At 51.9% G+C, this 25038-nt stretch carries 16 protein-coding genes and 2 tRNA genes; 6 read left to right on the top strand and 12 right to left on the bottom strand.

Annotated features, from left to right (window positions below; translation table 11 throughout):
- Positions 1-11 precede the first annotated feature (11 nt).
- Together mfd and KHQ09_RS08755 are read right to left on the bottom strand one after the other, a co-directional pair.
- On the bottom strand, positions 12-3509 hold the full coding sequence (mfd, locus tag KHQ09_RS08760) for a transcription-repair coupling factor (protein ID WP_213597720.1): 3498 nt from the start codon (positions 3507-3509) through the stop codon (positions 12-14).
- Positions 3510-3554: 45 nt separating this feature from the next.
- Complete coding sequence (locus KHQ09_RS08755; protein ID WP_022712338.1) at positions 3555-3857, bottom strand: FAD assembly factor SdhE; 303 nt, start codon at positions 3855-3857, stop codon at positions 3555-3557.
- 110 nt (positions 3858-3967) lie between these two features.
- Here KHQ09_RS08755 and recG point away from each other — a divergent pair, with 110 nt between their 5' ends.
- Entirely contained in the window at positions 3968-6100 is a 2133-nt protein-coding gene (recG, locus tag KHQ09_RS08750; RefSeq protein WP_213597718.1) for an ATP-dependent DNA helicase RecG, read from the top strand.
- Positions 6101-6170: 70 nt separating this feature from the next.
- On the opposite strand, the gene glmS is transcribed toward recG, so the two are convergent.
- From glmS to KHQ09_RS08735, 3 genes are all read right to left on the bottom strand, one after another.
- Positions 6171-7994, bottom strand: coding sequence for a glutamine--fructose-6-phosphate transaminase (isomerizing) (gene glmS / locus KHQ09_RS08745; protein ID WP_213597716.1), 1824 nt, complete (start codon positions 7992-7994; stop codon positions 6171-6173).
- 107 nt (positions 7995-8101) lie between these two features.
- A complete protein-coding gene (gene glmU / locus KHQ09_RS08740) occupies positions 8102-9463 on the bottom strand; it encodes a bifunctional UDP-N-acetylglucosamine diphosphorylase/glucosamine-1-phosphate N-acetyltransferase GlmU (RefSeq protein WP_213597714.1) in 1362 nt (453 codons plus the stop codon).
- Between the two features lie 206 nt (positions 9464-9669).
- Positions 9670-10416: a cytochrome c biogenesis CcdA family protein gene (locus KHQ09_RS08735; protein WP_213597712.1), complete on the bottom strand. Its 747-nt coding sequence runs from the start codon at positions 10414-10416 to the stop codon at positions 9670-9672.
- Between the two features lie 470 nt (positions 10417-10886).
- Here KHQ09_RS08735 and KHQ09_RS08730 point away from each other — a divergent pair.
- The 5 genes from KHQ09_RS08730 to KHQ09_RS08710 all read left to right on the top strand — a co-directional run bounded on the left by KHQ09_RS08730 (position 10887) and on the right by KHQ09_RS08710 (position 15235).
- Positions 10887-10962: transfer RNA gene (locus KHQ09_RS08730), tRNA-Lys, on the top strand.
- A gap of 215 nt (positions 10963-11177) precedes the next feature.
- Positions 11178-11253: transfer RNA gene (locus KHQ09_RS08725), tRNA-Lys, on the top strand.
- Positions 11254-11593: 340 nt separating this feature from the next.
- The gene (locus KHQ09_RS08720) at positions 11594-13111 is read left to right on the top strand and encodes a VOC family protein (RefSeq protein WP_213597710.1); all 1518 of its coding nucleotides are present in this window, start codon (positions 11594-11596) and stop codon (positions 13109-13111) included.
- A 209-nt stretch (positions 13112-13320) separates the two neighbouring features.
- The gene (locus KHQ09_RS08715; RefSeq protein WP_213597708.1) at positions 13321-14550 is read left to right on the top strand and encodes a metallochaperone AztD; all 1230 of its coding nucleotides are present in this window, start codon (positions 13321-13323) and stop codon (positions 14548-14550) included.
- A gap of 118 nt (positions 14551-14668) precedes the next feature.
- Positions 14669-15235, top strand: coding sequence for a hypothetical protein (locus KHQ09_RS08710; RefSeq protein WP_213597706.1), 567 nt, complete (start codon positions 14669-14671; stop codon positions 15233-15235).
- Between the two features lie 53 nt (positions 15236-15288).
- On the opposite strand, the gene lon is transcribed toward KHQ09_RS08710, so the two are convergent.
- The 7 genes from lon to trkA form a co-directional block, all read right to left on the bottom strand.
- Complete coding sequence (lon, locus tag KHQ09_RS08705) at positions 15289-17712, bottom strand: endopeptidase La (RefSeq protein WP_213597704.1); 2424 nt, start codon at positions 17710-17712, stop codon at positions 15289-15291.
- 401 nt (positions 17713-18113) lie between these two features.
- The gene (clpX, locus tag KHQ09_RS08700) at positions 18114-19388 is read right to left on the bottom strand and encodes an ATP-dependent Clp protease ATP-binding subunit ClpX (protein WP_075655371.1); all 1275 of its coding nucleotides are present in this window, start codon (positions 19386-19388) and stop codon (positions 18114-18116) included.
- A gap of 345 nt (positions 19389-19733) precedes the next feature.
- Entirely contained in the window at positions 19734-20360 is a 627-nt protein-coding gene (locus tag KHQ09_RS08695) for an ATP-dependent Clp protease proteolytic subunit (protein ID WP_022712351.1), read from the bottom strand.
- Between the two features lie 182 nt (positions 20361-20542).
- A complete protein-coding gene (gene hflX, locus KHQ09_RS08690; RefSeq protein WP_213597702.1) occupies positions 20543-21964 on the bottom strand; it encodes a GTPase HflX in 1422 nt (473 codons plus the stop codon).
- Positions 21965-22228: 264 nt separating this feature from the next.
- Complete coding sequence (gene hfq, locus KHQ09_RS08685) at positions 22229-22465, bottom strand: RNA chaperone Hfq (protein ID WP_022712353.1); 237 nt, start codon at positions 22463-22465, stop codon at positions 22229-22231.
- A 362-nt stretch (positions 22466-22827) separates the two neighbouring features.
- On the bottom strand, positions 22828-23631 hold the full coding sequence (locus tag KHQ09_RS08680; RefSeq protein ID WP_213597700.1) for a glycosyltransferase family 32 protein: 804 nt from the start codon (positions 23629-23631) through the stop codon (positions 22828-22830).
- Positions 23632-23660: 29 nt separating this feature from the next.
- The gene (gene trkA, locus KHQ09_RS08675; protein WP_075655375.1) at positions 23661-25037 is read right to left on the bottom strand and encodes a Trk system potassium transporter TrkA; all 1377 of its coding nucleotides are present in this window, start codon (positions 25035-25037) and stop codon (positions 23661-23663) included.
- Between the last annotated feature and the right edge of the window lies 1 nt (position 25038).

Below are 25038 nucleotides of genomic sequence, written 5' to 3'. Positions count from 1 at the left end.
CCCTGTTTTGCTTATTCTCCGGCGATTTTTGCCAACTGCGTCATGATTACGGCTGAACCGGTCAGGCGTTTTTCAGCGGTCGGATAATCGCGGATAAACACAATGCTCTGATCCGGCCGGATCTTCGCCAGCGAGCCCTGTGCCGCAATCATCTGCACCAGACCTGCCGGATTCGGGAAGGTCTTCTCACGGAACTGAATAACAATGCCCTTCGGCCCTGCATCCAATTTCTCAACATTGGCCTTGCGGCACAGCGCCTTGATAAACACGATCTTGAGCAGGTGCTGGACTTCTTCCGGCAGCGGACCGAAACGGTCGATCAGCTCGGCACCAAAACCGTCAATTTCCTGCGTTGTTTCCAGATCGGCCAGACGGCGATAAAGCCCCAGACGCAATTGCAAATCAGGCACATAAGTTTCCGGTATCATCACCGCCGTGCCAACCGCAATTTGTGGCGACCAATGGCTATCCACCACAGGGCCTTCGGATTTCAGCTCGGCAACCGCCTCTTCCAGCATCTGCTGATAAAGCTCGAAACCGACTTCCTTGATATGGCCGGACTGTTCATCACCCAACAGGTTACCCGCACCGCGAATATCCATATCGTGACTCGCAAGCTGGAAACCAGCGCCCAAAGTATCCAGCGATTGCAGCACTTTAAGGCGACGTTCGGCTGTCTGGGTAAGCGTTTTGCCCGCAGGCAATGTGAACAGCGCGAATGCACGCTGCTTGGAACGGCCAACGCGGCCACGCAGCTGATAGAGCTGTGCCAGACCAAACATATCCGCACGATGCACGATCATGGTATTGGCTGTCGGAATATCCAGACCGGATTCCACGATGGTTGTGGAGAGCAGCACATCATATTGTCCGTCATAGAAGGCATTCATAATGTCTTCCAGCTCACCGGCAGCCATCTGGCCATAGGCGACAGCAACTTTCAGTTCCGGTACATGCTGGTCGAGGAATTCCTTAATCTCGGCAAGATCGGAAATACGCGGGCAGACATAGAAACTCTGACCGCCGCGATAGCGTTCGCGCATCAGGGTTTCACGAATGACCAGCGCGTCAAAAGGCGAAATGAAGGTACGCACCGCCATACGGTCAACCGGCGGCGTGGTAATCAGCGACAATTCACGCACGCCGGTGAGCGCCAGCTGCAGCGTGCGCGGGATCGGCGTTGCGGTGAGTGTCAGCACATGGATATCGGATTTCAGGTCTTTCAGGCGTTCTTTATGCTTCACGCCGAAATGCTGTTCTTCGTCGATAATCAGCAGACCAAGATTTTTGAACTTGATCGAATTGCCAAGCAACGCATGGGTGCCGACAACGATATCGACAGTACCTTCTTCAACGCCCTTCTTGGTCAGTGCCAATTCTTTGCTACCGACAAGACGTGAAGCATGGGCAACATTGATCGGCAGACCATTAAAGCGCGTGGAGAAGGTCTTGAAATGCTGGCGCGACAGCAGTGTGGTCGGCACAACAACAGCCACCTGATAGCCATTAAGCGCGGCTACAAAGGCCGCACGCAGCGCGACTTCGGTTTTACCAAAGCCAACATCGCCGCAAACCAGACGATCCATCGGCTTGCCGTCGCCAAGATCATCAAATATCGCATCAATCGCGCGTTGCTGGTCTTCTGTTTCATCATAAGGGAAACGGGCAGCAAATTCGCCATAGACACCCTCCGGCGGGGTCAGCACCGGCGCGCCACGCATTGCGCGTTCCGCAGCAATACGAATAAGCTGTCCGGCCATTTCCAGCAGCTGTTTCTTGAGTTTGGCCTTGCGTGCCTGCCATGCGCCGCCGCCGAGCTTATCCAGAACGGCGGATGAGCCTTCCGAACCATAGCGTGACAGCAGTTCAATATTTTCAACCGGCAGAAACAGGCGGTCGTCACCGGCATAATGGAGTTCAAGGCAATCATGCGGTGCTCCGGCAGCAGTGATCGTGCGCAAACCGACAAACTTACCGATACCATGATCGACATGCACCACGATATCGCCAGCAGTCAGACTACCGGCCTCGGAGATGAAATCCGCATCGCGTTTGCGTTTTTTGGTACGGCGGATCAGACGATCACCGAGAATATCCTGCTCGGCCACCACAACCAGATCACCGGCATCAAAGCCGCTTTCTACCGCCAGCACAGTCGCAGTGATTTTGTCACGCGACAGGGCTTTAACAGTTCGCAGGTCTTTGACCGTCTCGATCTTTTCCAGACCATGTTCGTCCAGCACCTGCAACAGACGATCAAGCGATCCTTCCGTCCATGCGGCGATCATGATCTTTTTGCCGCTGGCACGCAGCTCAGCGATATATTTGGTTACGGCCTCGAACAGATTAACGTCTTTAGCGGCACGTTCCTCAGCGAAGCTGCGGCCTTTATGGGCACCCGCATGGATAATATGTCGTCCGCTGGCCTCAGGCGCTTCAAAAGGCGTGAGATCATAGCGCTTGCCATTGGCCTCTGCCGCCTCCTCCACCTTGCGCAGCGACATATAGAGCTGGCTTGGCGCTACAGGCTTATAGGGAATAGCGTCTGCTGCTTCTTTGCCTTCTGCTTGCTTCTGGCGGGCATCATAATGGTCAAGCACCAGCTTGTGACGCTCGGCAATGGCTTCCGGCACCAGATGATCGAATACCACCGGCATTGCGCCTGTGTGATCGAACAGCGTTTCCATCTCGTCATAGAACAGCGGTAACCAGTGCTCCATACCGGCAAAGCGACGACCTTCCGAGATCGCAGCATAAAGCGCATCATCACGTGACGGCGCACCAAAGGCCGCAATATAGTTCTTACGGAAACGGCTGATCATATCCGGCGAGAGCGTAATCTCGCTCATCGGCTGGAGTGTAAACTCCTTACGCGTCTCGGTGGTACGCTGCGAGGCCGGATCAAAAGCACGGATGCTTTCCAGCGTATCCCCGAAGAAGTCGAGACGCAGCGGTTCTTCTGCACCCGGTACGAACAGATCAAGAATACCACCGCGTACAGCAAATTCACCGACATCACGTACCGTCGGCACACGTTCAAAGCCGTTGCGCTCAAGGCGCTGGGTCAGCTCATCCATATTCACACGGTTGCCGGGACGGGCAGAGAAACTCTGCTCGTCCAGCACAGCGCGCGGCGGCAGCTTCTGCAACACGGCATTGGCTGTGGCAATAATCAGCGCCGGATGTTTCTGCTCCCGCAAGGCGCTCAACTGGCTCAGCGCATTCAGACGTCTCGCCGAGACTGTTGCACCGGGGGAAACGCGGTCATAGGGCAGACAGTCCCATGCAGGAATATGCAATACCGGCAGTTCCGGCATAATAAAGCCGATCACCTGCTCAATATCTGCCACGCGCTGCCCGTCGCGCGCGATAAACAGGACAGGCCCTTTACCCCCCGCCTCTTCCAAAATCTTGGCCAGCACAAAGGCTTCATAACCATCGGCTACACCGTCAATCAGCACATGATTAACGAGAACCGGTTTCAGACCAAGTTTGGAAAATACGGGCATAGGATATGTCTCTGCTATATTACTCGAGCTTCTGATTGAGAAAAATCAATAGTCGATTTTATCGCGGAACAAAATAAGATCACGGAACAAAATCGTGTCAAAAGCCTCCGGTGTTTTGTCTTCACCAGTAATCCATTTGAACAGGTCGCGGTCGAGCACTTCGAGCAGGCGCTCAAACTCATTCAAAGTATCTTCATCCATTGTCGCAATATGCATGTCCGCATATTGACCGAAGATCAGATCCATTTCCTTCATACCGCGGTGCCATGAGCGGAACAGCAGCTTGCGACGACGCGGATCCAGCTGTGCGCCTGCCTCGGTGCCCGATAATTTACTGCCTGTGCTCATATCACTCTCCGGATTAACGTCTGTGCATTCAATAATGTTACCAGCCATATAACGCGGGATGAGCGCGATGTCAGCTTGCAAGTTAATAAGATCTAAGTAAGTTTGCTTTCATGCGTCCAAGTCTGCTTGATCCCCTGTTTGCATCTGTCCGCACCCTCACCGGCATCGGACCTAAAGTCTCTGCTCTGTTGCTGAAACTGCTCGGCGCGGAAAGCGCGACGATGCTTGAGCCGCGTGTGGGACAATTGCTGTTCTTGCCGCCAAACAGTGTGATCGACCGGCGCAACCGTCCGGGTGTGGCTTTTGCGCAGGAAGGTGCGGTGGTCACGCTGGAAGTGACAGTTGATGAATATCAGTTCTCACCCTCTACGGCCAAATCCGGCGCTTTTATGCGTGGCTCCGTACCCCATCGCATTTATGCTCATGATGATACGGGCGAAGTAACACTGGTTTTCTTCCGCGCTCAACGACCGTGGCTGGAAAAGAGCCTGCCTCTTGGAGAGAAAGTCATCGTCTCCGGCAAGGTGGAATGGTTCAACGGCCGTGCTTCAATGGTGCATCCCGATCATATTGCGCCGATAGACGGCAGCGATGATCTGCCGCTGATCGAGCCGGTCTATCCGCTGACCGCTGGTCTTTCACCCAAAACGCTGGCACGCGCCATGCGTGATGCGCTTACACGCATTCCTGATCTGCCGGAATGGCAGGACAAGACACTGATGCAACGGGAGAATTTTCCGTCTTTCTCACAAGCTTTGCATCATCTGCATCTGCCGGAAGAGCCGGAAGATATTGCGCAAGAAAGCCCTTCGCGGCGCAGACTGGCCTATGATGAATTTCTCGCCGGACAAATGGCACTGGCACTGGTGCGCGCCAAGACCAAACGCCTCTCCGGCCGCCCGCTCAATGGCACAGGCAAAATCACCGCGCAGATATTGGCCAACCTGCCCTATAGCCTGACAAAAGGTCAGGAACAGGCGGTCAAAGACATTATCAGCGACCTTAAAGCACCGGAACGCATGCTGCGTCTGCTGCAAGGTGATGTCGGTGCCGGCAAAACTGTGGTTGGCTTACTGTCTATGGCACATGCAGCGGAATCGGGCGGACAATCCGCCTTGATGGCACCGACTGAAGTGCTGGCACGTCAGCATTTTGCAACCATTGCACCGCTGGCTGAAAAAGCCGGATTGAAAGCTGCGCTGCTGACAGGGCGTGAAAAAGGCAAAGAGCGTCAGCGCATTCTCGACGAACTGGCGGATGGTACAATCCATATCATCATCGGCACCCATGCGCTGTTTCAGGATAAGGTCGAATATCATGATCTGGTATTTGTGATTATTGATGAGCAGCACCGTTTCGGTGTGCATCAGCGTCTGCAGCTCACCGCCAAAGGCACTGCGCCGGATATGCTGGTGATGACTGCAACGCCGATCCCCCGCACGCTGGTTTTGACCGCCTTCGGCGATATGGATGTGTCCAAACTCACCGAGAAACCGGCTGGTCGCCAGCCGATCACCACGGCGATTGTGCCGAGTGAGCGGTTGAGTGAAATTGTTGACCGGATGCGTAAGGCAATTTCCGAGGGGCAGAAAATCTACTGGATCTGCCCGCTGGTGGAAGAATCAGAACATGTTGAGCTGACCTCTGCCGAAGAGCGTTTTCAGTCCTTTCTGCCGGTGTTTGGTGACAAACTTGGCCTCATTCATGGCCGCATGACCGGACAGGAAAAAGACGATGCCATGCTGGCTTTCAAGCGCGGTGATACAAACCTGCTGATTGCCACCACAGTAATTGAGGTCGGCGTAGACGTGCCGGATGCCACCGTGATTGTGATTGAACATGCCGAGCGTTTCGGCCTGTCGCAATTACATCAGCTGCGCGGTCGTGTCGGACGTGGTGATAAACCATCTACCTGCCTGCTGCTCTATAAAGGCCCGCTCGGCGAAATCGCCAAAGCGCGTTTGCAGGTGATGCGTGAGACGGAAGACGGTTTCCGCATTGCCGAGGAAGATCTGAAACTGCGCGGCGAAGGTGAATTGCTCGGCACCCGCCAGTCCGGCACACCGGGCTTTAAGCTCGCCTCGATGGAAGCGCATACCGATCTTCTGGAAATCGCCCGTAAAGATGCGCGCCTAGTGCTGGAGCGCGATATTGATCTGCAATCTGAGCGCGGTCAGGCACTGCGGTTGTTGCTCTATATTTTCGGGCGAGATGAAGCGATCAGACTGCTGCGTGCGGGATAAAAAAGGCGACCAGATCTGGTCGCCTTTTTCTTGTTTTAAGTTAAAAACACAATGTAACTTATTGAATTATTTACTCAACGGTCACAGATTTCGCCAGATTGCGCGGCTGATCGACGTCTGTACCCATAAACACAGCAGTATAATAAGCCAGCATCTGGATCGGCAGAGCATAAACCAGAGGTGCAATGAATTCCGGCACATCCGGCATAATCAGCACAGAATGGGCATCCACATTGGCGTGTTTTGCACCTTCTTTGTCCGTGATCAGGATGATACGGCCACCGCGCGCTGCCACTTCCTGCATATTCGACACGGTCTTTTCATAGAGACGGTCAAATGGTGCAATCACAATCACCGGCATGGTTTCATCAATCAGTGCAATCGGGCCGTGCTTCAACTCACCGGCTGCATAGCCTTCTGCGTGAATATAGGAGATTTCCTTGAGCTTCAGCGCACCTTCGAGAGCCAGCGGATAGGATGTGCCGCGACCGAGATAAAGCACATCTTTGACATTCATCAGGTCACGGCAGATTGCTTCGACCTTTGGTGCCAATTTCAGCGCTTCATGCAGCACGCCGGAGAGATTGCCAAGCTCGCTGACCAGCTGCTTCTCTTCTTCCGGTGTAATCGTGCCGCGGGCTTTGGCAGCAGACAGCGCCAGCGAGGCCAGAACCGAAAGCTGACAGGTGAAAGCCTTGGTCGATGCCACGCCGATTTCCGGCCCTGCCAGTGTCGGCAGAACAATATCGGACTCGCGGGCAATGGTGGATTCGCGCACATTGACCACAGCGGCAATCGGCAGCCCCTGTGAACGGCAATAGCGCAGCGAGGCCAGCGTATCGGCAGTTTCACCGGACTGCGACACAAACAGTGCCAGCGTATCGGTTGAAAGCGGCATTTCGCGATAGCGGAATTCCGATGCAATATCGATTTCCACCGGCAGACGCGCATAGCGTTCCAGCCAGTATTTGCCGATCATCGCTGCGTAATAAGCGGTACCGCAGGCGGAAACAGCCATACGGTTGATCTTCGACCAGTAGATATCATTGACATCGGTGCGGATCGACGAGGATGCGAAATCCAGATAATGCGCCAATGTGCGGGAAATCACTTCCGGCTGCTCGTAGATTTCCTTTTCCATGAAGTGCTTATAATTGCCTTTATTGACAACATAAGCGCCACTGGCCGACTGCTGCACAACGCGGCTGACTGCATTGTTGCCTTCATCATAGATGGCAACGCTGTCACGGGTCAGAACTGCCCAGTCACCATCTTCCAGATAGGTCACTTTATCGGTGAACGGTGCCAGCGCGATCGCATCGGAGCCGAGGAACATTTCCCCTTCACCATAGCCGATTGCCAGTGGCGAACCGCGGCGTGCTGCGACCAGCATTTCATTTTCGCCGGTGAACAGGAAAGCCAGTGCAAAAGCACCGCGCAAACGGCTAAGCACATTGCGCACCGCATCAACAGGTGCATCGCCGGAGCGGATATTGCGTGCTACCAGCTGTGCTACGGTTTCAGTATCCGTATCGCTCTGGAACTTAACGCCTTCAGCTTCCAGCTCAGTGCGCAGTTCAGCAAAATTTTCGATAATACCGTTATGAACAATCGCAACCTGCTCAGTTGCATGCGGATGCGCATTGCGTTCTGTCGGCGCACCATGGGTTGCCCAGCGTGTATGACCAATGCCGATTGTGCCGCTCAGCGGTTCTGCTGCCAGACGGTTTTCCAGATTAACCAGCTTGCCTTCCGCACGGCTGCGGGCAATCTGATTGTCTACCAGAGTGGCAATACCGGCTGAATCATAACCACGATATTCAAGACGCTTCAGCGCATCCACAAGCCGCATTGCGACCGGCTGTTTACCGACAATACCAATAATTCCGCACATGAGTGTCTGTTCCTGTTGCGTCTTTGTTTTAAGGTCTGACCTATAGGCCTTAAGACCACACAATTCCTATCATCACTTTAAATTTAAAAATGATGATTTTATGATAATTATTTGTTTTTACTTGCCTTAATGGCTTTATATTTTTCGCGTAAAATCTCTGCACGGCCTTCTTTATTAACCTGACGGGCGCGGCCGAGAGCCAATGCATTTTCAGGCACTTCATCGGTAATCACACTGCCAGAGGCCACATAAACACCGTTACCAATTGTCAGCGGTGCAACCAGAGCAGAATTGGAACCGACAAATGAATTGCTGCCAATCGTGGTTTTGAACTTGTTATAGCCGTCATAATTGCAGGTGATGACACCCGCACCGATATTGGTTTCCGCACCCACAGTCGCATCGCCGATATAGGACAGATGATTGACCTTGGCACCGGCGCCGATATCCGCATTTTTCACTTCGCAGAAATTGCCGACTTTGGCCTTCTCGGCAAGCTTTGCGCCCGGACGCAGGCGTGCAAACGGCCCCACACTGGTATTGGCACCAATATGTGCACCTTCAATATGGGAGAATGCATGAATAACGGCACCGCTCTCAACGGCCACCTTTGGACCAAAGAACACATTCGGCTCAATCAGCACATCGGCCTCAATCAGCGTATCATGCGCAAAGAAAACCGTTTCAGGTGCAATCAGCGTCACGCCGGATAGCATTACATCACGGCGCTTGCGTGCCTGCCACAGTGCTTCGGCTTCGGCGAGCTCTGCACGATTATTGATGCCGATGACATTCTCAACCGGCACATCAATGGCAATAACATTCAGGCCTTGCGCATGCGCCAGCTTCACCACATCGGTGAGATAATATTCGCCTTTGGAATTATCGTTCTTCACGGCAGAGATCAGCTGCAGCGCATGTTTGCCATTCAGCGCCATCAATCCACCGTTGCAGAATGTGATTTTGCGCTGCTCGTCCGTCGCGTCTTTTTCTTCAACGATTGCAATCAGCTTGCCATTTTCTTCAACCAGACGGCCATAGCCGGTCGGGTTTTCCGGACGGAAGCCCATCACCACAATATCAGCGCCTTCCGCCAGCTTGTTACGGGCAGCGCGCAAAGAGGTCTCTTCGATCAGCGGTGTGTCACCAAACACGACCAGCACATCATCATGCGATTCCGCCAGAGCTTCACGCGCAGCCAGAACCGCATGGGCAGTACCAAGACGCTCGGTTTGCTCGTAGAAACGCGCTGTATCACTGATTTTGCCAACAGCCTTCTGTACATCAGCCGCGCCGCGACCGACAACAACGGCCAGATCAGCCCCATCATCCACGCCCTGCACGGCCTTAACCACATGCCCCACCAGCGGCAGGCCGGCAATCTCATGCAGTACTTTGGACATGGAAGACTTCATGCGGGTACCCTCACCGGCAGCGAGGATGATAGTCAGGCAGGATCTGGAAGCCATATTAATTCCGTGTTTCATAACTGGCAAAGAGGTCTGAATTATCAGAACCACTTTAAAGGCAAAACGTATAGATTCATTTACACAAAACAAGCAAGGTGCCGATGATTTTGCATGAATCGCGGTATTATTCTGTTTTTAAACAGTTTCCTGTTCAGGATTTATGGTTGTGCCGGTCACTTTTCAGAAACAACCGGTACGTATCGTGATTAGCCGAGCTTGCCCAATACAGGGAATGTCTCAAGCAGCCAGAAAGCAAAAGCTTCCATACCGCCGGTAAGGAACAGGATACCGGCAAGCACCAGCAAAATACCCATTACTTTTTCGACCTTGCCCATATGCACGCGGAAACGTGACAGGAACCGCATGAAACGGCCGGAAAACAACGCCGCCAGCATAAACGGAATGCCCAGTCCCAGCGAATAAACAGCCAATAGTGATGCACCATCCAGCACCGATGCCTTTGAGCCTGCAAGCGTCAGGATCGGCCCCAAGACGGGCCCGATACATGGTGTCCAGCCGAATGCGAAGGCCAGCCCCATAATATAGGCACCCAAAGGTGTGGCCGGTGCGGAATTTGCCTGAAAACGGGCTTCCCGTGACAGCATCGGAATGCGGATCAGTCCGAGAAAATTCAACCCCATCACAATAATAACAAGACCGGCGGCAATCGCCATTTCCTGCTGCCATTGACGCAGAAAGTGACCGATTGACGATGCACCGGCACCAAGCGCCACAAATACGGTGGTAAAGCCGAGAACAAATGCAAATGACGTTACCAGCAACCGGATGCGATTGCGTGTGGCCTGCGAGGCCTCTCCGCCATTGCGGAAATCATCCACACTCACACCGGCCATATAACAGAGATAAGGCGGCACGAGCGGCAGAACACAGGGAGAGAGAAAAGATAAGGCACCGGCACCAACAGCTGTCAGATAAGAAATGTCGATTGCCATATTATTTCCCTGTCAAATTACGAAATTTGCGACTTTCAGCAACCGCCAGCCTTGCCCCGCCGATTCAGTGCGAGCTCACGGGCATGGTGCTGCTTATAGTCGTGCGGGTCTTATAGCCAGAAATGTTCCGGATAGGAACTGCAGGTGCAAATATCGGTAAATTTTCAGGAATCAGTCACGCAAACAATGGCTTGCCGGAATCATTCTTTAGAAGAATCTCATTCGGAGACATAAATCGCCCCTCTGTATTTTTCTTCAGACCACAAAAATCATCAAATATGCATGATATGAGCGCGCTTTCCGTACCTCAACATGGGGAAAACCGGAAAAAACTTCAAAAAATCCGCTTTCACATCAAAAACAATGATTTTTGGTGTTGACGATCGCGATATCGGCACCTATGTATCGCCGCACTTGCAGAGCATTACCGAGATGCTCCTGACAGAGACTTCTTGTCTCAGAAATTGCAAGAGCGCGTAGCTCAGCCGGTAGAGCAACTGACTTTTAATCAGTAGGTCCACGGTTCGAACCCGTGCGCGCTCACCACTTTCCCCCCTTATAAAATCCTCTTAAATTTGAACAGCTTGTCTGTCTGCGCATTAAATCTGTCTTTGAACCTGTCTTGTGTATAAACTTAAGATTTTGAATTTAAACACTGATTTTAGTGTTGACGATGGCGCCAAACCGCCTTATGTATCGCCCCACTTGCAGAGCATTACCGAGATGCTCCTGACAGAGACTTACTGTCTCAGAAATTGCAAGAGCGCGTAGCTCAGCCGGTAGAGCAACTGACTTTTAATCAGTAGGTCCACGGTTCGAACCCGTGCGCGCTCACCACTTTCCCCGATTTTTTCTCACTACAACAATTTGCCAGTCTTATATTGGACTATTTTAATATGCACTCATGCGTATAGTTGGACTGTCAACAGATGATATTTTCACCAAGTTGATCTCCTCATGATACCTACTCGATATCTGCCCCGTATTGCTCTGCAATGCGGGGTCTTTTTATGCCATGTGAGATAAATCAACTTTTCGGGAATTGAATGGTGTTGATACAGTGTTCACCCTGCCCATATTACAAAAATACAAATCTGCGATAATATGATGCAAAGCACAGAACAGTTCGGCAGAGATTGATTTCATTCTCTGCTTTATCAGTCTCAGAAAGGCCAATATGACCTCCGGTATCCATCATGTGACCCTCATCACCCGCAATGTGCAGGCCAATATTGATTTTTATGCAGGTTTTCTGGGGTTGCGTCTGGTCAAGCAAACCGGCGGCTTTGAGGACGGCGAGCAGCTCCACCTGTTTTACGGCGATGCGCTTGGCTCACCGGGTTCATTGATTACATTTCTTGTCTGGGAAGAAGGCGCGCGCGGCCGTGTTGGCCATGGTCAGGTAGCGGAAATTGCACTCGCAGTCCCGCCGGAATCAATCGGTGACTGGCTGACACGCGCTCTGTCCCAGCAGATTCGTGTTGAAGGCCCGAAGCGTGAATTCGGTGAACCGGTATTGCGTCTGAAAGATCCGGATGGCGTTACCGTCAAGCTGGTCGGTCATGACATGCCTGCTGCACATCCGTGGAATTCTGCCCCCACCCGTCTGCACAGCGTTACCCTTTTCACAGAAACGCAGGAGGAAACCGCCGCTTTCATCAAGCGTTTCGGTTATAGTGAAGGTCAGCGTGAAGAAACCGTACTACGCATGGTTTCCGACACGGATTTCGTGGACGTACGCAATGTCAGCGGCTTTGTGCCGGGCATTCCCGGAACCGGCATAGCTGACCATGTGGCATTCCGCGCCAAAGATGTTGATGCAGTCAAAGCGTCTGAAGCGGAACTGTCGCGCCTCAATTCGTCGATCACCAATTTCCATGACCGCAAATATTTCACCTCTCTTTATGTGCGTGAACCGGGCGGAACGCTGATTGAACTAGCAACCGACGGACCGGGTTTTACCATTGATGAAACACCGGAGCATCTCGGCGAAACACTGTTTGTACCACCGCATAATCAGGAGCGCGCGCAGGATCTGAAAGTGATAATGCCGCAATTTGCTATGCCCGGAGAGGAAAGAATTGCTATGCGTGACCTGCCCTTTGTGCATCGCTTCTACACACCGGAAAATCCCGATGGCAGTGTTATTCTGCTATTGCACGGTACCGGCGGCAATGAAGCTGATCTGATGCCGATGGCGCATCGCATCAACCCGCGCGCTACCCTGCTCGGCGCGCGCGGACGCAGCCATGAGGAAGGAACTGCCCGCTGGTTCCGCCGCTTTGGCGCCACGCAGTTCGATCAGGCGGATATCCGCTCGGAGGCTGAGGCATTTAACGCTTTCTTTGAAGGGGCAATTGCCTCCTATGGCCTGAAAGCTGAAGATATCACCGTGCTTGGCTATTCCAATGGTGCAAATTTTGCCGCTGCAGTGATGGCGCTTTTCCCGAAACTGATCCGCCGCGCTATTCTGTGCCGCCCGATGCATGTGCTGGAAGCTGTACCGCAGGCTGACCTGTCCGGCACAGAGGTACTGACTCTGGCCGGAAAATCTGATCCTTACGGCAAATATGCTGAAGCGCTGAATACATGGCTCAGCAAGAACGGCGCGAGTTTAACGGCAGAGACACTCAATGCAGGTCATCAGCTCTCGCAGGATGATATTACCCGTACAAAGGAATGGCTGCATTTATAAACGCAGCCATAAAAGCATTTCCAGCAAAGTGCGAAGCGGTTTGCGTCGGACAATGCGAGAATAAAAAAGATAGAGCGGTTCTGAGGATTAAGTTTCAATCAGACCGCTCTATTTATGTTATAAAATTACAATAATTTCTTTTGCGGCATAGACATGTCAGATAAACGCATCTATCAATCGTAATGTTATTACATTTCGACTTGAGGTTTATGATGCTAAAACAGCTAAAATGCGCAACCGCGCTCGGCATAATAGGTTCCCTACTGATTGCCGGTCATGCCAGTGCAGATGAGGAACACAAGCAAGTCTGGCGTTTGTTTGTTGCCGATCATACCAAGCCGGTGGTTCGGGCGATTGATCTGGAGAGCGGCAAAGAACTCGGAAAATTTGATATCAAAGGCTATGCCGGTCTGACGGCGAGTGCATCCGGCGAAACTGTATTCGCCGTGCAATCCGATGCTGATCAGGTGAATGTCATTAAAACCGGCATCAGCCTTTCCGATCATGGCGACCATCGCGATCTGGAAGTTTCGGACACAGCTTTGCTGGATGAGAAATTTGAAGGCAAACGTCCGGTTCATGCGGTGATGCATGGTGACAGCGTTGTGCTGTTCTTCGACCGCGAAGGCAAAGGCCATGAACTGTCCGAGCAGGATATTCTGAAAGGCAATCCGCAGGCAAAGATCATTGATGCAACTGCGCCGCATCATGGTGTGATTGTGCCTTTCGGCAATCAATATCTGGCTTCCGTGCCAAATCTGGAAGCAGAAACCAAGCCTGACGCCCTGCCACCACGCCTTGGCCTGCGTGTTCTTGAGGCAGACGGCACGCAGACCGGCGATGTTGCAACCTGCACAGCCTTGCATGGCGAAGCCTTCTCCGCCAGTCTCGCTGCGTTTGGTTGTGAGGAAGGTGTGCTGATCGCCAGCCCGTCCAAGAACAAAAAAGCCGAGCTGAAAATGCTGACCTATGGTGCTGATCTGCCAAAGGGCAAAGTCAGTACATTGATTGGCAGCAAAGCGATGCAGTTTTTCCTCGGCAATTACGGTGAGGATAAGATTGCGCTGATTGATCCGGAAAGTGATACGCCTTACCGTCTGGTTGATCTGCCGACCCGACGTGTGGATTTTGCACTCGACCCTGCCCGCCTGAAGAATGCCTATGTGCTGACGGAAGACGGCCAGCTGCATCTCATCAATATTCTGGACGGTACAATCACCCGTTCTGCGAAAGTGACCGAGCCTTACAGCAAAGACGGCCACTGGCGTGATCCGCGCCCGCGTCTGGCCGTTGCAGGTGATCACATCGCGATTACCGATCCGCGCCACAGTCTGGTACGCCTGATTAATATTGAAAGCTTTAAAGAAGACCGCACCATACCTGTGGCCGATCAGCCATTCAGCATTGTTGCTGTCGGCGGCTCAGGCGCAGAGCACTAAAAAATATAAAGCCTCCCAAAATGAAAAGACCAGTTTGATACTGGTCTTTTTTATATTTGCCATTCATATCCCCGCTGCTTAAGCCAGAGATGATCTGTTTCAAGAATGGTATTCTTTCATGAAAAAATTTGCATTGTTCGCCGCCCTCGGCCTGACGCCACTGTTACTGGCGGCCGCTCTTTTCACCGGTATTGAGGTGAAGTATCGCGAGCATGACACGGATTATACGTTTTTCGTCAAGCAACAGCCCTCTCTGCAACTCTTCTTTGTTAATCCGATTGTTTGCGGGGAATGTGATGTTGAGGCTTTTGAAAAGCTGTCGCTGGCTCGTATTGATGACATTCGCACCTATTGCCGCCAGCGCTTTGGCCTCGATAATCTGCGTATGTGCCATGCGATTTTTGCTGAAAGCCAGAGACAGGCAAACTCACGCATGCAAAATCCTGATGAGATTGCCGCCGTTGCCGCGCGTTTTATCAATCATCAAAACATAGAGCAGAACAGCAATTGGGCATTTCCTGTTGTTAATACCAAGGTGGCTGTACCTGAATGTCTGCTGCCACTGGATACAACATGGCGCGATGATGCGGATCAGGCAAAACGCATCAGTGTCAGTTGCGCTGATACCGGACGCCCTGTCCCGCAAGATCGCTGGAATGTAACTTTGCCGATCTATCCAAATTAAAAAAGCCCCGCAAGTCAGACTTGCGGGGCTTTTTAATATCTCAGATCAGATGATTAGTGAGCCATGCCCACAACTGCATCATCTTCACCGGCTTTGGCGATTGCCGGTGTTTCCGGTTCAACCCATTCGATCGGCTCCGGCTTGCGGATCAGTGCATGTTCAAGCACTTCACCGACATAAGAAACCGGAATGATTTCCAATGCGTTTTTCACATTGTCCGGTATCTCAGCCAGATCCTTGGCATTTTCTTCCGGAATCAGCACCTTCTTGATACCGCCGCGCAGAGCTGCCAGCAGTTTTTCCTTCAGGCCGCCAATCGGCAGAACACGACCGCGCAATGTAACCTCACCGGTCATAGCAACGTCCTTGCGTACCGGAATGCCGGTCAGCACAGAAACAATTGCCGTTACCATTGCTGTACCGGCAGACGGGCCATCCTTCGGTGTCGCGCCTTCCGGTACGTGCACGTGAATGTCGCGCTTGTCGAACAGCGGAGGCTCGATGCCGAAATCCACCGCACGGGAGCGGACATAGGATGCCGCAGCCGAAATGGATTCCTTCATCACATCACGCAGGTTACCGGTAACAGTCATACGACCTTTACCTGGCATCATCACGCCTTCAATGGTCAGCAATTCGCCGCCCACTTCCGTCCATGCCAGACCGGTAACAACACCAACCTGATCTTCACCGTCGATCTGTCCGTAACGGAACTTCATGACGCCGAGATAATCAGAAATATTATCCTTAGTCACATGAACCGACTTGGTCTTCTTACGTGCGATTTCCGTGACAGCTTTACGCGCCAGTTTCATCATTTCACGTTCAAGACTACGTACACCGGCTTCGCGGGTGTAGTGCTGGATCACAGCAAGAATGGCCGCTTCATCAACCGAGAATTCATTCGGCTGCAAAGCATGTTCCTTGATTGCCTTTGGCAGCAAATGCCGCTTGGCAATTTCAAGTTTTTCATCCTCGGTGTAACCGGCAATACGGATGATCTCCATACGGTCAAGCAACGGACCCGGAATATTCAGCGAGTTTGCAGTCGTCACGAACATTACGTTGGACAGGTCATATTCGACCTCCAGATAATGATCCATGAAGGTTGCATTCTGTTCCGGATCCAGCACTTCCAGCATTGCCGATGACGGATCACCACGGAAATCCTGCCCCATCTTGTCAATCTCATCGAGAAGGAACAGCGGGTTGGACTTCTTGGCTTTCTTCATCGACTGCACAACCTTGCCCGGCATGGAGCCGATATAGGTTCTGCGGTGACCGCGGATTTCAGCTTCATCACGCACGCCGCCAAGCGACATACGCACATATTCACGACCGGTTGCCTTGGCGATCGAGCGCGCCAGCGAGGTTTTACCAACCCCCGGAGGGCCTACGAGACAGATGATCGGGCCTTTGATCTTGGCAGCGCGTGACTGTACCGCGAGATACTCGACAATACGTTCCTTAACCTTATCCAGACCGAAATGTTCTGTATCCAGCACTTCCTCGGCAAAAGCCAGATCGGTTTTGACCTTGGACTTCTTGTTCCACGGCAGCGACAACAGCCAGTCGAGATAGTTGCGCACCACTGTGGCTTCCGCCGACATCGGGCTCATCGACCGCAGCTTTTTCATTTCAGCCTGCGCTTTTTCCGCAGCTTCCTTGCTCAGCTTGGTCTTGGCAATGCGCTCTTCCAGCTCGGCCAGTTCATCCTTGCCGTCTTCACCGTCGCCCAGTTCCTTCTGGATCGCCTTCATCTGTTCGTTCAGATAATATTCGCGCTGGGTCTTTTCCATCTGGCGTTTAACACGCGAGCGGATGCGCTTTTCAACCTGAAGAACCGAGATTTCGGATTCCATATATTCCAGAGCTTTTTCAAGACGCTCACGAACCGACAGGATCGAAAGCATTTCCTGCTTTTCAGCAATCTTGATCGCCAGATGCGAGGCTACCGTATCGGCCAGTTTCGAATGGTCGTCGATCTGACTGGTCGCGCCGACAACTTCAGGCGAAATCTTCTTGTTCAGCTTTACGTAATTTTCAAAGTCGCTCATCACCGAGCGAGACAACGCTTCGATTTCCACCGGCTCTTCTTCCGGCAGTTCGAGAATGTCAGCATAGGCTTCGTGATAATCTTCACGGTCGCTGAATTTGGAAATCTTGGCGCGTGCAATACCTTCGACCAGCACTTTTACAGTGCCGTCCGGCAGTTTCAGCAGCTGCAGCACATTGGCAACTGTACCGATTTCATAAATCGCGTCATTGGCCGGCTCATCGTCGGCAGCATTTTTCTGCGTGGCAAGCAGTATCTGCTTATCAACGCCCATCACTTCTTCAAGCGCACGGATTGATCTTTCGCGGCCGACAAAAAGCGGCACAATCATATGCGGGAAGACAACAATATCGCGCAATGGCAATACGGCATAGAGCCCGTCCTGACCACCCACCGATGTCTTCAACTCTGTATCCGTCATTTTAAGTCCTTTCCCGGGTTAACCACCCGATCGCCACACAATGACCCCCGTTTCATCAGCAAATCACTGCGTGCATCGACTGTATAATTGGCCACCCGTTGCCGCTATTTCAAGCACTGTTTACGCTTCATACAGCAGAATAAATCAGCGCATTTATGACCACCGGATCAAAATGCAATTTTCATACCCATCTTTTAAAGCTGTTTCGCGGTTAAAGAAACGCCTAAAGTGCCGGTTTCGCCGTGTTTCCCCTATCGTCCACAATCCAGCACAATAAAATATGATATTTTAACTCATAAATATAAGAACGTGAGCTCTTAAACGTATATTCAAACGAAAAACGCTCAGGATTGCTCCTGAGCGTTTTGATTTTCGTCACAGCTGACAAGCTGTTTGTTTCCTTAAGCGGAAACCGTGCCTTTTTCTTCCTTACGGTCGCCATAGATGTAAAGCGGCTGCGCTTTGCCATCCACGACTTCGCCGGAAATAACCACTTCCTGAACACCTTCCAGTGTCGGCAGGTCAAACATGGTATCAAGCAGGATTTTTTCCATAATCGAACGCAGACCACGGGCACCGGTCTTACGCTCTACCGCACGGCCAGCAATTGCCAGCAGCGCATCTTCATGGAATGTCAGCTCAACATTTTCCATCTCAAACAGGCGCTGATACTGCTTCACCAGAGCATTTTTCGGCTCAGACAGGATCTTGACCAGAGAGGCCACATCCAGATCTTCCAGTGTCGCAATAACCGGCAGACGACCGACGAACTCCGGAATAAGACCGAATTTCACCAGATCTTCCGGCTCCAGCTCGTGGAAAATCGCACCGATACGGCGTTCATCCGGCGCTTTTACAGTCGCGCTGAAGCCGATGGAGGTCTTTTCGCCACGGGACGAAATGATCTTGTCGAGACCAGCAAATGCACCGCCGCAAATGAACAGGATATTGGTTGTGTCCACCTGCAGGAACTCCTGCTGCGGATGCTTGCGCCCGCCCTGTGGCGGTACGGAAGCCACAGTGCCTTCCATGATCTTCAGCAGAGCCTGCTGTACGCCCTCACCGGATACGTCACGGGTAATCGACGGATTATCGGCCTTACGGCTGATTTTATCCACTTCGTCGATATAGACGATACCGCGCTGCGCACGCTCGACATTGTAGTCGGCAGCCTGCAACAGCTTGAGAATGATATTTTCAACATCTTCACCGACATAACCGGCTTCGGTCAGTGTCGTGGCATCAGCCATGGTGAACGGCACATCAATGATGCGCGCCAGTGTCTGTGCCAGATAGGTCTTACCGCAACCGGTAGGGCCAACCAGAAGAATATTGGATTTTGCCAGTTCAACATCACCGCTCTTTGGCTGGTTAGCCAAACGCTTGTAGTGGTTATGAACCGCAACCGACAGAACACGCTTGGCATGGCTCTGACCGATGACGTAATCATCGAGAACCGCCATAATTTCCTGCGGGGTCGGAACGCCTTCACGCGACTTCACCATCGAGGATTTGTTTTCCTCGCGGATGATGTCCATGCAAAGCTCGACGCACTCATCACAGATAAAAACGGTCGGCCCCGCAATCAGCTTGCGCACCTCATGCTGGCTTTTTCCGCAAAAGGAGCAATAGAGCGTATTTTTGGAATCGCCACCGCCGTTGCTGACTTTGCTCATCGCAGTTTCCTTTCAGTAATGGCCGCCCGCTGTCCGCAACAGGCACCAAGTTCTAACCGTTATGTCTTCCCGACCGAAACCGACATGAACGGCAGTCGTCTTTTTAGGCACAAGACCCAAACAATCACTTAACACAGCATTCAGCATAAACAGGCAAAAGACAGTTTTACAACCTGTCTACCGCACTGTTTTATGCGACAGTACAGTAAAAGCGGTAATGGCAGAAAAAATGTGGCTAAAATTATACAATGCCGAAGATTTCTGCCGGAAAACCACTTGTCACGAAATTCCGGTCTTCAGAAAACTGATCCGTTTTTCAGGCAAAACGGATCAGAATCCGGTTTATCAGTCTTTCTTTTCGCCGAGATCGCGTGATTCGATCACTTTATCGATCAGGCCGAATTCGAGCGCTTCCTGAGCGGTCATGAAATGATCGCGGTCGAGTGTGCGCTCGATGGTTTCATAATCACGGCCGGTATGTTTGACGTAGATTTCATTGAGGCGGCGCTTCATCTTGATGATATCCTGCGCATGACGCTCGATATCGGAAGCCTGCCCCTGAAAACCGCCGGATGGCTGGTGAACCATGATACGCGCATTCGGCAGTGCCAGACGCTGACCGGTTGCACCGGCTGTCAGAAGCAGCGACCCCATGGATGCCGCCTGGCCCATGCAGAGCGTGGAAACCGGAGGCTTAATGAACTGCATCGTGTCATAAATTGCCATGCCGGAAGTGACCACGCCACCTGGCGAATTGATGTACATTTCAATCGGCTTGTTCGGGTTTTCCGCTTCAAGGAACAGAAGCTGCGCGCAGATCAGCATAGCCATGCCGTCTTCAACCGGACCGTTCACGAAAATCACGCGTTCTTTCAGAAGACGCGAGAAAATATCATAGGCCCGCTCACCGCGTGCAGTCTGCTCAACCACCATCGGGACCAGATTCATAACGGTTTCAATTGGATCTCTCATCATTAACTGCCTTTGGCTATCGGAGAACGGAGCGAAACACTGCCGTCAGGATTCGTAATACTCAATACATAGGGCGAGGCGTACCCGTTTCGCAAGGTGTTGCGCTATAAACGCCCTATTCCGCCCCTGTCTAATCTTTCATGCTTACCGAAATCTAAATGACGGCAGACTGCTGCACATCCTTAGCTGCGTTTTGTTACGGAAGCATATTTATCGCGGAATTTCTGCGCGGAACCGGCGGTCATATCCACATCGATAATCACCGAACCGTCTTCTTCATCCTGACGACGCACATTACTGCCATGGCGGTAAATCCAGTCAATCAGACCGAACTGATCCGGCTGCAGGCTGACCTGCACCTTTTCCATCGCACCGGAAATCCGGCTTTCAATCAAAGCCAGCAATTCAGGCGTACCCTGCCCCGTCAGCGCAGACAGCGGCAAAGGTCGTGCATCTTCATGACTGCCGTTGCTCAGATTTTCCGCGCTGTCCTGCATCGGCTCGCTCAAACGGTCGATCTTGTTCCAGATCTCAATGACACGCTCATCGCCTTTTTTAATGCCGAGACCACTGAGAATTGTCTCAACATCCTCAGCCTGTGCGGCATTGTCAGGGTCTGACATATCGCGCACATGCAGGATCAGATCTGCCTCAATCACCTCTTCCAGTGTCGCCTTAAATGCGGCCACCAGATGGTGCGGCAGGTTGGAGATGAAGCCAACTGTATCGGACAGGATAATCATATCGCCATGCGGCAGGCGCAGACGGCGCAAAGTCGGATCAAGCGTCGCGAAAAGCATATCTTCCGCCAGCACATCAGCACCGGTCAGACGATTGAACAAAGTAGACTTGCCCGCATTGGTATAGCCAACCAGTGCAATCACCGGATGCGGCACCTTACGGCGTTTCTGGCGATGCAACTGACGGGTGCGCACAACCGTATCCAGCTCACGTTTGATCCGCAGGATTTTTTCCTGCAGCATACGCCGGTCGGCCTCGATCTGGGTTTCACCCGGACCGCCCATAAAGCCGCCGCCACCACGCTGACGCTCCAAGTGCGTCCAGCTGCGAACCAGACGGCCTTTCTGATAATTCAGATGTGCCAGCTCAACCTGCAGACTACCCTCACGGGTCTGCGCGCGGCGGCCGAAAATTTCCAAAATCAGACCGGTACGGTCGATAACTTTGACCTTCCATTCGCGCTCAAGATTGCGCTGCTGTACCGGTGTCAGCGGATGATCGACAATCACCAGCTCGATTTCTTCACGCTCGATGCGTTCGGCAATATCCTCAACCTTACCCGTGCCAAGCAAAGTGGCCGGACGCGGCTGGGAGGTCTGAACCAGAAAACTGTCGATAATTTTCAGATCAATCGCCCGTGCAAGTCCCGCAGCTTCTTCAAGCCGCGCCTCATCACTCCGGCGATATTTCGGGCGTTCGCTCTCATCCTGATCAACGACCAGCGCGTAACGTTCCGGCAAAATCGGCACGACAACAAAAGCCCGTGTATCTTCTACTTTTGTTGTGAAAGGCTTTCTGCTGCTTTTCTGTTTGGCGCCGTCATCATAATTATCATCGGATGATAATTCATATGTTTCTGGCATCTCTGTTTCTGGCGTCAGATCAGCTGCCGGATCATTGCGTTTTTTCAAATGTGTATCCTGATTTATGTATCGCCATAACCGGCCATCTTAACACCGGCAAGGCTTTTGTTCCCATCAGATAATCATCAGGGCTGCCTGCATCAATGAGCGCGCCTCAGATAATTATTCCCGTATTTACAAACAAATATATCCGCAGGCCTTGAGGCACTGCGGATATAAAAACATTCCGAAATTTCAGCAAACAGTCGTAATGACCTGTAATACTTACTCTTCTTCGCCTTCAAACATCTGCACAGGCTGACTTGGCATAATGGTTGAGATGGCATGTTTATATACCAGCTGTGAATGTCCGTCACGACGCAGCAAGACACAGAAGTTATCAAAGGATGTGACAATACCTGTCAGCTTAACGCCATTAATCAAAAAGATCGTCAGAGAGATTTTTTGCTTACGTACAGAATTCAGAAAGAGATCCTGAAGATTTTGCGATCGTTCAGCCATTTTTTTATTCCTTTATTTCGATCCGCAACCAGCACTGATTTCGGGGAGACATCCACCCTGTTTACAAATATGCCGCCTGAAGCGCATAGCCCGTAAACAGTTCATTTCCGAAGAAACAGCAGAAAATCTTCCCCTGTCATCCGGTTTTATCATCTGCCCCAGATATTGCACCTGTATATTGATACAGAATCAATAGTTGCGGGAATAATCCCACATTCCGCAAAGGGTTAACAGGCCGCTATTTTTTGCGCAACGTCAAAATGTTGTATGCTGCCGGATGATTAGCTGCCGCACAGTCAGAACTATGCCATTCAGGCCAAATATATTTTGTATCTGACCTGTATTCTGACAATTCATGACGCTTAATCAGCCTCCGTCAGCTCATCTGTCTGCTTCAGCATCCATTCATAAAAGCTGCCCTTACGCGCAACCAGCTCTTCCGGACTTTTGCGATGCACATGAAAGCCGATAAATTCAGGATGGTTCAGCGGTTCAAGACCATATTTCGGATCAAAAATGTTCAGACAGTCACGCGCAGTCCAGTAGTAAAAACTTTCTTTGGGCGCCGCATCGTTGAAACAGCCGTATTTCTTGGCCAGCCTTGAAATACCGTCATTGCCAAAAATGGTAATGCCGATCATAGCAGGGGTCACTTCCTTGCCGATGAGGCGGTACCAGAGCGGGCGTAGAACCCGTCTGCGCAAACCGAGCCATTTCGGCAGCGGATAATCACCGGCCATATAGGCATCAAATTCGGCAATCACCGGATGATCGGGCGGGAAATACAAAGCTGAAACGCCGACGCGCTCCCTGTTTTCACGCGCCAGATAGGGTTTGGATGCATCCGGATGGAACTGCTTATGCAGATAGACATCCGTATCCAGCCACACGCCCTGACGATGTTTCATCAGATTGATACGAAATATATCGCTGAACTGAACAATCGTCAGATTATCTTTCAGGTTCGGAAAACCGGGATCAAGACGGCGAAATGATTCAATCGGCATGATCGTTGCAGCATCATGCTGCTCCACGCCTTCCGGCAGATTTTCGACAGGCTGATAGCTGAACAGCTTAACCCGTTGTCCGGTTCTGACCATGGAAGTCAGGCATATATGATCCACCGGCCGTAATTGGCTGCCGTACCAGAATGTACAAATATCCATAAAACATACTCAATTTTAAAATGAGGCGCTTAAAAGAAATCGAGACTCACGCGGAACATCTGTTCTACGTGCTTCACCGCATCACTTGTCGCAAACATCACTACGCGGTCATTGCGGCGAATATGCAGATCGCCATGCGGCTTAATAACTTTTCCGTCACGGTAAACCGCCCCCACCCGCAAACCGGCCGGCAGGTCGATATTGCGCAATGGCGCGCCGACTAATGGTGAAGTTTCAAGGGCTTCCGCCTCAATCAGCTCCGCCCGCCCGTCATAGACACTATGCACCGAGCGGATACGCCCGCGCCGCACCTGCTGCAAAATCTTGGAAATCGTCACATTTTTCGGGCTGACATAAGAATCAATACCAACCGTATGAATGAATTCCTGATAGGCAGAATTATTAATCAGCACCATATTCGACTTGCAGCCAAGGCGTTTGGCCATAATGCCGGACAGAATATTCGCCTGATCCTGATTGGTCAGTGCCACCATCAGATCAGCATCCTGAACTTCCGCCTCGCGCAGCAATTCCTGATCCAGCGCACTGCCGTTCAGAACAATTGTCTTATCCAGCTCATCAGCCACAAAGGCTGAACGCTCACGATTATGTTCAATGATCTTCAGCCGTGTATGCGGCTGGCGCTCTTCCATCTTTTTCGCAACATAGAGCCCGATATTACCGCCACCGGCGATAATGATCCGCCGCGCCTCAGGCTTGTCATGCCCGAACAGGCCAAGCGTACGGCGTACCTGCTCTACCGTTGTCACCACATAGGCCAGATCGCCTGCCAGCAGATGATCCTCGGAATGCGGCACAAACAGCTTGTCATTGCGCACCACGCCGACCACCGTTGACGGCAGATCAGGGAACAGATCGGTCAGCTGTTTCAGCGGTGTGTTGATGATCGGGCAGTCTTCCATACATTCAATGGCAAACGCGACCACTTTATCATCGGCAAAGCGCAACACATCGGAAGCACCCGGCAAAGCGATACGGCGCAGCACCATGTCGCCGACTTCCAGTTCCGGCGAGATCACCACATCGATCGGCATATTATCGCGCGAGAACATCTCCTGATACTGCTTTTGCAGATAGGTCTGCGCGCGGATACGGGCAATTTTGGTCGGCACATTAAACAGCGAATGGGCAACCTGACAGGCCACCATATTGATCTCGTCGTAAAGCGTTACGGCGATAATCATATCCGCTTCGTCGGCACCGGCCGCTTCCAGTACATCCGGATGCGAGCCGTGACCGACAAAACCACGCACATCAAGCAGATCACGCACAGCGTGGATCAACTTTTCCGATGTATCGATCACCGACACATCGTTATGTTCCGCAGCGAGCCGCTCAGCAATACCGAAGCCGACCTGACCGGCACCGCAGATAATGATGCGCATA

Origin of the sequence: Pseudochrobactrum algeriensis (assembly GCF_018436245.1) — a bacterium.
Taxonomy (GTDB): domain Bacteria; phylum Pseudomonadota; class Alphaproteobacteria; order Rhizobiales; family Rhizobiaceae; genus Pseudochrobactrum; species Pseudochrobactrum saccharolyticum.
Note: the sequence above shows the minus strand (reverse complement) of the source record. Positions and strands in the feature narration are given on the sequence as shown.